The 11,803-nt window shown below is 63.0% G+C and carries 12 protein-coding genes; 3 read left to right on the forward strand and 9 right to left on the reverse strand.

Annotation, left to right across the window (positions count from 1 at the left end; genetic code table 11):
- Nucleotides 1-23: 23 nt before the first annotated feature.
- Entirely contained in the window at nt 24-482 is a 459-nt protein-coding gene (locus VGD45_RS21165; RefSeq protein WP_331157338.1) for a hypothetical protein, read from the reverse strand.
- Nucleotides 483-624: 142 nt separating this feature from the next.
- Between VGD45_RS21165 and VGD45_RS21170 the strand changes: the two genes are divergently transcribed.
- From VGD45_RS21170 to VGD45_RS21180, 3 genes are all read left to right on the forward strand, one after another.
- Nucleotides 625-1,368 (forward strand): endonuclease/exonuclease/phosphatase family protein, encoded by a 744-nt coding sequence (locus tag VGD45_RS21170; protein ID WP_331157339.1) that lies wholly within the window; start codon nt 625-627, stop codon nt 1,366-1,368.
- A gap of 23 nt (nt 1,369-1,391) precedes the next feature.
- Nucleotides 1,392-3,419, forward strand: coding sequence for a 3-hydroxyacyl-CoA dehydrogenase NAD-binding domain-containing protein (locus VGD45_RS21175; protein WP_331157340.1), 2,028 nt, complete (start codon nt 1,392-1,394; stop codon nt 3,417-3,419).
- Between the two features lie 137 nt (nt 3,420-3,556).
- The gene (locus tag VGD45_RS21180; RefSeq protein ID WP_331157341.1) at nt 3,557-4,621 is read left to right on the forward strand and encodes a cyclic nucleotide-binding domain-containing protein; all 1,065 of its coding nucleotides are present in this window, start codon (nt 3,557-3,559) and stop codon (nt 4,619-4,621) included.
- A gap of 6 nt (nt 4,622-4,627) precedes the next feature.
- Here the strand turns inward: VGD45_RS21180 and VGD45_RS21185 are convergent, their stop codons facing one another.
- The 8 genes from VGD45_RS21185 to acpP all read right to left on the reverse strand — a co-directional run bounded on the left by VGD45_RS21185 (nt 4,628) and on the right by acpP (nt 11,708).
- On the reverse strand, nt 4,628-4,978 hold the full coding sequence (locus VGD45_RS21185; protein WP_129648570.1) for a PilZ domain-containing protein: 351 nt from the start codon (nt 4,976-4,978) through the stop codon (nt 4,628-4,630).
- A gap of 48 nt (nt 4,979-5,026) precedes the next feature.
- Complete coding sequence (gene holB, locus VGD45_RS21190) at nt 5,027-6,091, reverse strand: DNA polymerase III subunit delta' (protein ID WP_331157342.1); 1,065 nt, start codon at nt 6,089-6,091, stop codon at nt 5,027-5,029.
- 8 nt (nt 6,092-6,099) lie between these two features.
- Nucleotides 6,100-6,747, reverse strand: a complete 648-nt coding sequence (gene tmk, locus VGD45_RS21195) for a dTMP kinase (protein ID WP_331157343.1) — start codon at nt 6,745-6,747, stop codon at nt 6,100-6,102.
- 27 nt (nt 6,748-6,774) lie between these two features.
- On the reverse strand, nt 6,775-7,815 hold the full coding sequence (gene mltG / locus VGD45_RS21200; protein WP_331157344.1) for an endolytic transglycosylase MltG: 1,041 nt from the start codon (nt 7,813-7,815) through the stop codon (nt 6,775-6,777).
- Nucleotides 7,816-7,831: 16 nt separating this feature from the next.
- Nucleotides 7,832-8,641, reverse strand: a complete 810-nt coding sequence (gene pabC / locus VGD45_RS21205) for an aminodeoxychorismate lyase (RefSeq protein WP_331157345.1) — start codon at nt 8,639-8,641, stop codon at nt 7,832-7,834.
- Nucleotides 8,638-9,987: an aminodeoxychorismate synthase component I gene (locus tag VGD45_RS21210; protein WP_331157346.1), complete on the reverse strand. Its 1,350-nt coding sequence runs from the start codon at nt 9,985-9,987 to the stop codon at nt 8,638-8,640. Before VGD45_RS21210 ends, pabC begins: the two co-directional genes overlap by 4 nt.
- Before the next feature lie 67 nt (nt 9,988-10,054).
- Nucleotides 10,055-11,299 (reverse strand): beta-ketoacyl-ACP synthase II, encoded by a 1,245-nt coding sequence (gene fabF / locus VGD45_RS21215; protein WP_331157347.1) that lies wholly within the window; start codon nt 11,297-11,299, stop codon nt 10,055-10,057.
- A gap of 166 nt (nt 11,300-11,465) precedes the next feature.
- Nucleotides 11,466-11,708, reverse strand: coding sequence for an acyl carrier protein (gene acpP / locus VGD45_RS21220; RefSeq protein ID WP_066920125.1), 243 nt, complete (start codon nt 11,706-11,708; stop codon nt 11,466-11,468).
- Nucleotides 11,709-11,803 lie beyond the last annotated feature (95 nt).

The following is an 11,803-nucleotide window of genomic DNA, read 5'->3' on the forward strand; positions in this document are numbered from 1 at the left end:
GAAAGGCCGCGATCGTAAAAGAATCAGTCGAGCTTGAACTCGATCGTGTCCCACCGGGCCGTGTCCTCGTGACGGGCCTGGCGTCGGATGGCGTCCGTGATGGTGCGCTCGTTCCACTCGATGATCTCATCGCCGAGCGCTTCCAGCTGCACCGGCACCTTCTCCTTGACGCCGAACTTCTCCAGCACGATCACCGGCTTTTCCAGCCCCTTGGCGCAGTTCAGCTGGAAGTCGATCAGCTCCCGATGCCGCACGTACAGCGCCGCCGGCACGATCACCACCTCGGCCAGGCCGATCTGCTTGCGCAATTCTTCCTTCATGACCTCGCGCGAACTGGTGGCGAACTCCGGATTGCTACAGTTGCGGTAGTAGAAGTTGTGCGAACTCTCCAGGTACTCGAACACGCGGTGATAATCGTCCGAGGGCTCGAACGCATGACTGACGAACAGCCGCACCGGATTGTGTTGAGAAATACTGCCCACAAAGCTCGCTCCTGCCGCGATGGAGGGGCCATTCTAATCCATAATGCTGCTGTAGAATGCGGCCCCCCGCCGGCGGCGCTGTCGACGCCCCTGCCCGGCGGGCCGCCGCTCCGGCTGACGAGTTGAGTGCCCCGCGAACACGATGCGCTTCGTTCTGTACAACATCCGGTACGCCACCGGTTTCGGCCCGGCCTTCCACCTGCCGGTGCCCGGCGCGGGCTACCTCCGGAGCAACAGCAAGGTCCTGAACAGCATTACCCAGTGGCTCAAATCGCTCGATCCCGACCTGGTCGGGCTGATCGAGATCGACACCGGCTCGATCCGCTCCGGGCTGGTCAACCAGGCCAAGCAGATCGCGGACTCGCTAGGCCACTACTCCACCTACCAGTGCAAGTACGGCACGGCCTCGATCAATCAGCTCATGCCCATCGTGCGCAAGCAGGGCAACGCGTTCCTGGCCGCGCCGCGCGTCGAGGGCGAGCGCTTCCATTACTTCGAGACCGGCATCAAGCGGCTGATCATCGAGCTGGAGCTCGAGGAGTGCGCCATCTTCCTGGTGCACCTGTCGCTGAAGTTCCGCCATCGTCACGACCAGCTGCGTCACCTGCACGAGCTGGTCAAGCGCGCCAGCAAGCCGGTGATCGTCGCGGGCGACTTCAATACGTTCTGGGGCGACCACGAGATCTACCTGTTCATGGAAGCCTCGGGGCTGAAGAGCGCCAACCGGCTCGGGTTGCCCTCCTACCCCAGCCACAAGCCACGCAAGGAGCTGGACTTCGTGCTGTACTCCAACGGCATCGAGGTGACCCAGTTCGACGTGCCGGACGTGCGGTTCTCCGACCACCGGCCGCTGATCTGCGATTTCAACATCCGACCGCGAACTTAAAAAACAACTGCGGGAGTCGAGTCATGACGGAAGCCACCTCTGCCACGCACTGGCGTTTGCAGACCGAAGCCGACGGCGTCGCCTGGTTGATCATCGACAAGGCCAACGCCGCGGTGAACAGCCTGTCGCGCGAAGTGATGGAGGAGCTCGACGGCATCCTCACGTCGCTGACGCGCACGCCGCCCAAAGCGCTGATCGTCAGCTCGGCGAAGAACGGCTTCATCGCCGGCGCCGACATCAAGGGCTTCGTCGGTATCGAGTCGCCGGACCAGGCGTATCAGATGATCCGCCAGGGGCAGCTGGTGATCGACAAGCTCGCCGCGCTCCGCTGCGTGACCGTCGCGGCGATCAACGGCTTCGCGCTCGGCGGCGGACTCGAAGTCGCGCTCGCGTGTCGTTATCGAGTGGCGGCCGACGATCCTTCCGTGACGCTCGGATTCCCTGAAGTCCAACTCGGCGTGCATCCGGGTCTGGGCGGAACCGTGCGAGCCGTGCAGCTGGCGGGTCCCATCGCCGCGATGGATCTGATGCTCACGGGCCGGCACATCCGTCCCAAGCAGGCGCTGCAAATGAACCTCGTCGACAAGCTCGCGCCCCCAGCCCAGCTGCACGCAGTGGCCCGCCAGGTGGCACTGAATCCGCCGCCTGCGAAGTCGCCATCGCTGAAGAACCGCCTGCTGAACCTGGGGCTGGTCCGCCCGATTCTCGCGGGACAGATGCGCTCGCAGGTCGCGCGCCGCGTCCGGCCGGATCACTACCCTGCTCCCTACAAGTTGATCGAGCTGTGGCAGGAGTACGGCGCTTCGGGCGACCGTGCTTACGAAGCCGAAGCTCGTTCGATGGGAAACCTGCTGTGCACGCCGACCTCGCGCAATCTGGTGCGTGTGTTCTTCTTGCAGGAACGACTCAAGTCCACCGGCAAGAGCGGCGGCGAGCCGATCAAACATGTGCACGTCATCGGCGCCGGCGTGATGGGTGGCGATATCGCGAGTTGGTGTGCGGCCCGTGGCCTGACCGTGACCTTGCAGGATCGCGAAGAAAAATACGTCGCGCCAGCCATGGAACGCGCGCGCAAGTTTTTCGAGAAACGTTATCCCGACGAGGCCAAGCGCAATGAAGTGCTGGGCCGGCTGAAAGCGGACGTCGCGGGCGAAGGCGTGCCGCGGGCGGATCTGGTGATCGAGGCGATCTTCGAAAATCTCGACGCCAAGCGCGAGCTGTATGCCCGCGTCGAGCCGCAATTGAAACCAAACGCCATGCTCGCGACCAACACCTCCAGCATCGTGCTCGAGCAACTGGCGGAGAAGCTCGCGCAACCCGAGCGACTCATCGGCCTGCACTTCTTCAATCCGGTGGCGCGCATGCCGCTGGTCGAAGTGATTCAGGCCGCGAACACCGATCAGAAACAGGTGCAGTCCGGCCTCGGCTTCGCTCGTCAGATCGACAAGCTGGCGATCCCGTGCCGGAGCGCGCCGGGCTTTCTGGTGAATCGCGTGCTGATGCCCTACCTCAGCGAGGCCGTGCGCGCCGCGCAAGAAGGCGTGCCGCTCGCGTTGATCGATCGTGCCGCCGAGGAATTCGGCATGCCCATGGGACCGATCGAGCTCGCCGACGTGGTCGGTCTCGACGTGGTCATGAGCGTGGGCAAAGTGTTTTTCGAAACGGGCCAGGAAGTGCCGCCGGTGCTGGCGACCCGTTTCGCCCAAAAGAAATTTGGCAAAAAGACCGGCGAAGGCTTTTATGTCTGGCAGAACGACAAGCCGGTGAAGCCGCCGTACACGGGCCAGTCCGCGCCGGACGATCTGCAGGATCGGCTGTTGCTGCCGCTGGTCAACGAAGCCGTGGCCGTGCTGCGGCAACGCATCGTGGACGATCCGGATCTGATCGACGCCGGTGTGATTTTCGGAGCCGGCTTCGCGCCCTTCCGTGGCGGTCCGCTGGAATATGCCCGCACTCGTGGCGTCGACGCCGTCATCGCCCGCTTACAAGAATTACAAACGGCGCATGGTGACCGATTTGCGCCGGACGAAGGGTGGGATTTACTGCGCTAAACGCTGCCGGTAGCACCGCCTTGCCGCTAAAACGGCTGTGCTACCATCCTAAAAAGCACTGTCGAGACCCGCGACGCGGCCGTCGCGTCATGGGTCGCGTTGTCAGCGCAACCGATTCCTTCCGACACTGGAGACACATGGAGAGCAAGCCGCTCGACATTGGCCTGCTTCGGTCATTTTCCCCGCTCGACGGATTGAAGCCCGAGAATCTGCAGTCGCTGGCGCGTAAGACCGTACTGCGCGAGCTGCCCATGGGACGCTTCCTTTTCAAGGAAGGCGAAAGCGACAAGCGCACGTTCTACCTGGTGAGCGGCGCCCTCGAGCTGATTCACGACGATCGCACCATCACCGTGGTGCGCGGCGGCTCGCCTGAAGCTCGCAACCCCCTCGCTCCTTTCACGCCGCGTCGCTACAGCGCGCGCGCCATTTCCGATCGCGTCGAGTTCATGGCCATGGACAGCGACATGCTCGACATGATGCTGACCTGGGATCAGACCGGCTCCTACGAAGTGGGCGAGCTGAGCTCGAGCGGCGATCAGCCGCCCGCCAGCAACGACGACTGGATGACCACGCTGCTGCAGACCAAGGCGTTTCATCGCATTCCGCCGGCCAACATCCAGGCCATTTTCATGCGCATGCAGCGCGTCGACGCCAAGGCGGGCGACATCATCATCAAACAAGGCGACGACGGCGATTACTTCTACGTGATCGTCAAAGGCAAATGCCTTGTCACGCGCGAGACGCCGCTGAACCGCACCGGCATCAAACTCGCCGAGCTCGGCATGGGCGACACCTTCGGTGAGGAAGCCTTGATCGCCGAGGCCAAGCGCAACGCCACCATCAGCATGATCACCGACGGCGCCCTGATGCGCCTGGCGAAGGACGATTTCCGTAAACTGCTTAACGAGCCCATGCTGCAATGGGTGAGCTTCGAGCAGGCCAGACAGATCGTCGCCAAGGGCGGCAAATGGCTGGACGTGCGCCTGCCCAGCGAATTCGAAAACTTTCACATGGAAGGCGCGATCAACCTGCCGCTGTATTTCATCCGGCTGAAGTTGAAGTCGCTGGATCCGAACACGAACTACGTCGTGGTCTGCGACACCGGCCGTCGCAGCTCCGCCGCGGCTTATATTCTCGCCGAGCGGGATTTGAATGCGTCGGTATTGAAAGGCGGCATGAGCGCGGCCGACGTGAAGCGCTGACGCGACTTACATCGTGTGGGTCGGCTTGTCTCCGCCTAGCGCGCCGGCCAGATAGCTCTCGATCTTGCGCTGAGTATTACCGCGATCCTGCTCGCTGAACTGTACGCCGATGCCGGCGGTGCGTTTGCCCTGCGCGCCTTTGGGCGTCATCCAGATCACGCGGCCGGCGACCGGCAGCTTCTCGTCCTCGCCCATCAGGTTCAGCAACATGAACACTTCGTCGCCGAGCCGGTAGTTGCTGTTGGTCGGAATGAACAAGCCGCCGTTTTTCACGAACGGCATGTACGCCAGGTACAAGGCGCTCTTGTCCTTGATTGTCAGCGTCAGCAAGCCGGGCTTGCTGCTAGGTTGGCGCATTACCATGCGATATTCCGACGGCGTATTCCGACGACTATAGAGTTGTGCTCAGCTGGCGCGTGCCATGGGCGCTCCGCCCTTGTAGGAAGGAGCCAGCGCTTCCAGTAACGCGATCAGCCAGGATTCTACGGCCAGTTCGCGTTGAAGCGCGGTGCGAGCCAGTTGCGCCTTCAAAGCCCGTGTGCGATCCACCATGCTGTACAGCGCGCTTATGTTCAACGGGCGCGACGGGCTTGGCAAGTGCGCAGGTCCCCCTGGGAACGTGACCCGTTCGTCAGTTCCGGCAATCCCTGCCCGGGCGAGCGAGGACAGCCACAGGTCGAGCCACACCAGCCGGTCGATCAGAGCGTCTTTTTCCCATTCGGCGGCGACCTGGGTCACATCCGCGTCGCCGCTCAGCAAATCCCGGAGGGACTTCAGCATGTGCTGATTCAGCGCTTCGAACTGGCCGTCGGCGTATGCCAGAGCGCGAAGCGGCGCGCCGCCGCTGAACGCGAGCAGTGCCGGCGACACCGACTTGCCAGACACCTGCTGGAGCCACGCCATGGCCTCGGCCTCGGTAGGCCGCGCGATCGTCAGTTTCTGACAGCGGCTGCGCACCGTGGGCAACAGGCCGGACGGTCGCGACGTAAGCAACACGAGCAGGCTGCCCCGTGACGGCTCTTCCAACGTCTTGAGCACACTGTTCGCAGCACCGGGCGTCATCTGGTGCGCAGGCTCGATGACGGCGACTTTGTAGCCCTGACGAAAACTGGTCTTCGACAGCTTCTCGCACGCCGCTCGCACCAGATCGACCGAGAGCTGCGTCTTGTCTTCTTCCGGCGCGACCCAGTGCAGGTCAGGATGCGATCCGGCCTTGATGAGCGCGCAACTCGCGCACGAGCCACAAACATCCAGCGACTCGGGCGTAGATTTTTCGCACAGCACCGCCGCCGCCAACCATGCAGCGAACGAGCTCTTGCCCAAACCTTCCGCGCCCTGCACAAGAATGGCGTGCGGCAAGCGATTGGCAGACCACGCCTGCCGCAGCTGTGATACCGCCGCCGAATGCCACGGCAACAAGCGCGGGCTCGGCAACGGCTGCGGTTCGGTTTGCTCGTCTTTCTTTGCCATGACTCGAATCAAGTGATATTTGTGAGCACGCGCTCGCGGAGCGCCTGCTGAATCGCCCCTGTCACTGCATCCATACTCTGCGTGGCGTCGATCACGACAAAACGTTTCGGCTCCTGGCGTGCACGATTCAGATAGGCCGCACGCACGCGTTCGAAGAAATCGCGACGTTCCTGCTCGAACCGATCGCTCGTTCCAGCGGCTGCGTTTCGAGCACTGGCTCGCGCCGCACTGACTTCCAGCGGCGCGTCGAGCAATAGAGTCAGATCGGGCCGCAACGTTCCCTGCACCATGGTTTCGAGCGTCGCGATCTGCTCGATCGGCAGGTGGCGGCCACCGCCCTGATAGGCGTAGGTGGCATCGGTGAAACGGTCACAGATGACAAAGGCGCCCCGCCCGAGCGCTGGGTGGATGACGTTCTCGATGTGCGTCGAGCGAGCGGCGAACATCAGCAGCAACTCGCACGTGCTCGGCATCGCCTCATCGCTATGCTCCAACAGCAATTCGCGAATGCGCTCGGCGCGTCGCGTGCCACCGGGCTCGCGAGTGACGACGACTTCGACGCCCTGCCCGGCGATGAAATCGCGCAGACGCCCGATCTGCGTGGATTTGCCCACGCCCTCGCCGCCTTCGATGGTGATGAACTTGCCCGCGGTCATCGGTCGAGAATCAGTTGAATTCCAGAGTCATTTGGCCTTGGTCGGCGGTTTCGACGTTCGCAGTTTCTGCAAGTAACGTTTCACCGCCGCATTGTGCTCCGACAGCGTGCGCGAAAAGTAATGGCTGCCATCGCCATTGCCCGTCGCCACGAAGAACAATGCGCCGGTGGTCTCGGGCCGCACGGCCGCCCGGATCGAATCGAGGCCCGGCAATGCAATGGGCGTGGGCGGCAAGCCCGCGCGTGTGTACGTGTTGTACGGCGTATCGCGCAGCAAGTCTTTGCGTCGGATGTTGCCATCGTACGAGGCCATCATGCCATAGATCACCGTGGGATCGGTCTGCAAGCGCATGCCCCGACGCAGTCGTTCCACGAACACGCCCGCGATCTGCGGCCGCTCGGAATCGAGCGCAGTTTCCTTCTCCACGATGGACGCCAAGATCAGGGCCTCGTATGGGCCGGCCAACGGCAGATCCTTGGCCCGCGAGTCCCACGCAGTCTTGATCTCCTGCTGCATGCGCCTGAACGCCATGCCGAGCAGCTCGATATCCGTGGTGTTGCGTGGGAAGCGATACGTATCCGGGAAGAACTGCCCTTCGGGATGCAGATCCGGCTGACCCAGCGCACGCATGATTTCTTCGGGGGTGCGGGCGGCGTATTCGTTACGAACCGAGGGGGATTGCGCGAGCGCCTTGCGCATATCGGCGAAGGTCGAGCCTTCGATGAAGGTAATGCTGTGCAGGAGCACCTGGCCCGAGTTGAGCAGCTCGAGCAAGCCGCTGGGCGTGAGCCCGGGCGAAAGCTGATATTCGCCGGCCTTGAGCGAATGCGCCCGCTTGGTGATGCGCGCCCACGCCGTCCAGATCTGCGGCTGATCGAGCAGGTTCTGATCGTTGAGACTGCTCGCGACGGTGCGCAGCGAAGCGCCTTTGGGCACTTCGAACACCGTCGGCGCGGTGAGCGTCGCAATCGGCGTCTGCAGCCAGCGATGGCCCCACCAGGCCAGCGCTCCGACGGCGACGACACCCAACACGAACAAAACACCGAACAGACGCAACAGCGTTCGCATTACAACCTAAGTCCTTTTACGTGTCGCTGAGCGACAGGGCGTTGGCGAGGCGTGTCGCCACGCTGGTCTCGCTCCATTGCAACGAATCGAGCGAAGCCACCGATCGGATGCCGCGCACCGCGTTGGTGATGAAAACTTCGTTCGCCGTCTCGATGTCGTGCGGCCACAGCGGCTCCTCGCTGACGGCGAGCCGAAGCTTGCCGGCGGCTTTGAGGACCTGAGCACGCATCACCCCGTGCACGCCACAGAAGCGCAGATCGGGCGTGATCAACGCGCCATCGCGCACGGCGAACACGTTGGCGGAGGTGGCGCAGACCACTTCGCCCTCGGTGTCCAGCATCAATCCTTCGTCGGCCTCGCCTTCTCGCCACTCGCTTTGAGCGAGCACCTGCTCGAGACGGTTCAGATGCTTGATACCTGCCAGACGAGCGTTACGACCGAGACGGATGTCACACCATCGCAAACGCAGCGATCCTTTGGGCGCTGGATTGAGCGGATGGAGCGCAACCACGCGCGTGCTCGACATGACATGGCTCGGTCGATAACCGCGACCGCCCGATCCGCGCGTCACGATGACTTTGAGCACGCCGCGCTCGGCTCCGGCCGTGACCTGGGCGATCTCGCTTCGCAATGTTTGCTCTTCGGGCGGCGTGATGCCGAGGCGATCGCAGCCTGTGAACAAGCGTTCCAGATGATCGTCGAGAAAACGTACGCTGCCGCCGACGAGCAACGCGGTTTCGAACAATCCGTCGCCGTACTGAAAGCCTCGATCGTCTGCTGCGATCAGCTGCGAAGTCTCCCCATTGACGAGCATCGCAAGCGTCATGGGCTTGCACCCGTGTCATGACCCAAGGCACGTAGCACGCCGCGAGCCTTGGCGCGCGTCTCCGCCAACTCACGCTCGGGCACGGAATCCGCAACGATGCCCGCCCCTGCACGCAAGGTCAGCTGATCGCCAGCGATCTCGAGCGAGCGGATGAGGATGTTCATATCCATGCTGCCGTCACGGTTGAGATAACCGAACGAGCCGGTGTACGCGCCCCGCGCCGTGCCTTCGAGCTCGGCGATGATCTCCATGCAGCGGACCTTCGGACAGCCCGTGATGGTGCCGCCTGGAAACACGGCGCTCAGCACCTCGCCTGGCGTCGCGTTGGCGCGCAGCTGACCGCTCACATTGGATACGATGTGATGGACGTGCGCATACGACTCGATGGTCATGAGCTCGTCGACCTTCACGGTGCCCGCTTCGCAGATTCGCCCGAGGTCATTGCGTTCCAGGTCGATCAACATCACGTGCTCGGCACGCTCCTTGGGATGAGCATGCAGCTCGCGCGCGAGATCGACGTCGTCCGCGGCAGTCTGGCCCCGCGGACGCGTACCCGCAATGGGCCGCGTCGACGCCCGACCATCGCGCACTGAAACCAGACGCTCCGGGGATGAGCTCACGATGGTGATTCCATCGAGTCGCACGATGCCACTGAACGGCGCGGGATTGGTCTCACGCAGACGTTGATACAGGTGCTGAGGAGTGATACCCGCCGCTAAACGCGCCTGCCACGCGCGCGACAGATTCGCTTGGTAGATGTCGCCGGCCGCGATGTACTCCAACGCCCGCTCGACACTGCGCAAGAATCTGGCCGGCTCGTCTTCTTTCACGCCGCCCATGACGAGCGGTACGTCCGGTGCGATCAATGCCGGCGCGTGAGCGATGTCGTTGGCCATGCGAGCCAGCAGTGGCTCGAACGCCGCCTCCGCCACGGCCCACGACTTGCCGCTGTTACGCTCGTGAATGATGGCGGCAGGAATGCGAATGGCCGAGGCGATCGGCCCGGCGCCAGGCCGCGGCAGCTTCAACTTAGGCTCGATCTCTCCGGCCAGTTCATAGCCGAGATACAGCAGCCAGCCGCCACTGAATGGCAGCTCGTGACTCGCGCAGGAGCTGCGCTCGCTCTGCCACCAACGATCGAGGCTCGAAAGAAAACGCGCGTCGGAACCGCCGGTGCGTTCGCTCAAGGTGCCATCACGAAGCAGCGACAATCGCGCTTGCGGATACGCGAACAGGATGTCGAAGCGCGTGGCGGCATTGCCAGCCGCGGCGCTTTCGAACAATGCGGGGTAACGATCGGGAAACGCGGCGTGCAGGGCCAGCAGCGCCGACGAATCGGCGCTCACGGCTTGAAGCAACGGCGGTCGGTCGATCGAGATGGACGTGGGCGACTCCTGGCCGCGCACTAGCAAATCAGTCGAGCTTCTTGAAGATCAGGCTGCCGTTGGTGCCGCCGAAGCCGAACGAGTTCGACAATGCGACCTTGATCGGCATCTGGCGTGCGACCTTCGGCACGTAGTCGAGATCGCAACCCTCGCCAGGGTTGTCCAGGTTGATGGTCGGCGGCGCGACCTGATCGCGAATGGCCAGAATCGAGAAGATGGCTTCCACCGCACCGGCCGCGCCGAGCAGATGGCCCGTCATCGACTTGGTCGAGCTCACCGCGAGCTTGGAGGCGTGGTCGCCGAAAGCACGCTTCATCGCGAATGTTTCAGCGAGGTCGCCGAGCTCAGTCGACGTCGCGTGCGCATTGATGTACTGCACCTCGTTCGGATTGAGCTGCGCGTCCTTCAATGCATTGGCCATCGCCAAACGCGCGCCCTCGCCGTCTTCCGGCGGCGCCGTCATGTGATGCGCATCGCCGCTCATGCCGAAGCCGACCAGCTCTGCGTAAATGCGAGCGCCGCGCTTCTTCGCATGCTCGTACTCTTCGAGCACCACCGAGCCTGCGCCGTCGGACAGCACGAAGCCGTCACGATCTTTATCCCACGGACGGCTGGCCGCCTGCGGGTTGTCATTGCGAGTCGACAACGCGCGCGCCTGACAGAAGCTGCCGAGACCGAGCGGCGTGGTCGCCATTTCACCGGCGCCGGCGATCATCACATCGGCGTCGCCGTACTGGATCAAGCGCATCGCCAGACCGATCGAATGCGTCGAGGTCGTGCACGCGGTGACCGTCGCGATGTTCGGTCCCTTGAGTTTGAAATCGATGGACACGTGGCCGGAGATCATGTTGATGATGCTGCCGGGCACGAAGAACGGCGAGATGCGCTTCGGACTGTTGGTCTCGGCGTACTTGCGATAGTTCTCTTCGATGGTGTCGAGGCCGCCGATGCCGGCGCCCATCGCCACACCGATGCGCTGATCGTTCTCGGGCGTGACCTGCAGGCCCGAATCCTTGATCGCATCGGCCGCCGCCGCGTAGCCGTAGTGCATGAACGGATCCATGTTCCGCAACCGCTTCGCCGGCAGATATTTCTCTGCATCGAAGTCCGCCACTGCGCCGTGGAAGCGCACCGGAAATGCGCTGACATCGAAACGGGCGATCGGCACGATGCCGCTCTTGCCTTCGAGCACGTTGCGCCACGCCGAATCGATGCTGCTGCCGACGGGAGAAACGATGCCCAGACCAGTGATGACGACGCGTCGCTTGGACAAGCGGTTACCTCACACGAAGCGTGACTTCGATTGACGGGCCACGACGATTGGTTTGGAACATGGGGGGCGATTGGCGGAAGACCGTGGATGTGCGGCCTTCCTTATGCTTCAGCGTTGGCGCTCACGTCTATGTCGAGGAAGCGCCGGCAGCTCGCGAGCGAGGCCCTCAGGCCTGGTTGCGACGTTCGGTGATGTAATCGATCGCCTGCTGCACGGTGGTGATCTTCTCCGCATCCTCGTCCGGGATCTCGGTTTCGAACTCCTCCTCCAGCGCCATCACCAGCTCGACCGTATCGAGCGAGTCTGCGCCCAGGTCGTCGACGAAGGAAGCGTCGTTGGTGACTTCTTCCTCTTTCACCCCCAGTTGTTCGGCGACGATGGCTTTGACCTGCTGTTCAATACTGCTCATTTGATTACGAGTCCTCTATGAGGTGCTTAAACCCTTCGCTCGAGACCGACCCTTTTTGTTCATGGGTGGGGTCGCACGGGGGGCGTATTCTAAGT

The organism is Steroidobacter sp. (genome assembly GCF_036402275.1).
In the GTDB taxonomy this organism is placed as follows: Bacteria; Pseudomonadota; Gammaproteobacteria; order Steroidobacterales; family Steroidobacteraceae; genus Steroidobacter.

What these genes read in the sequence shown, in the direction of transcription:
- VGD45_RS21175 (WP_331157340.1), top strand. Translation starts at nt 1,392, where the DNA reads ATGACGGAAGCCACCTCTGCCACGCACTGGCGTTTGCAGACCGAAGCC.
- mltG (WP_331157344.1), bottom strand. Translation starts at nt 7,815, where the DNA reads ATGCGAACGCTGTTGCGTCTGTTCGGTGTTTTGTTCGTGTTGGGTGTC.
- VGD45_RS21170 (WP_331157339.1), top strand. Translation starts at nt 625, where the DNA reads ATGCGCTTCGTTCTGTACAACATCCGGTACGCCACCGGTTTCGGCCCG.
- holB (WP_331157342.1), bottom strand. Translation starts at nt 6,091, where the DNA reads ATGGCAAAGAAAGACGAGCAAACCGAACCGCAGCCGTTGCCGAGCCCG.
- tmk (WP_331157343.1), bottom strand. Translation starts at nt 6,747, where the DNA reads ATGACCGCGGGCAAGTTCATCACCATCGAAGGCGGCGAGGGCGTGGGC.
- VGD45_RS21180 (WP_331157341.1), top strand. Translation starts at nt 3,557, where the DNA reads ATGGAGAGCAAGCCGCTCGACATTGGCCTGCTTCGGTCATTTTCCCCG.
- pabC (WP_331157345.1), bottom strand. Translation starts at nt 8,641, where the DNA reads ATGACGCTTGCGATGCTCGTCAATGGGGAGACTTCGCAGCTGATCGCA.
- acpP (WP_066920125.1), bottom strand. Translation starts at nt 11,708, where the DNA reads ATGAGCAGTATTGAACAGCAGGTCAAAGCCATCGTCGCCGAACAACTG.
- VGD45_RS21185 (WP_129648570.1), bottom strand. Translation starts at nt 4,978, where the DNA reads ATGCGCCAACCTAGCAGCAAGCCCGGCTTGCTGACGCTGACAATCAAG.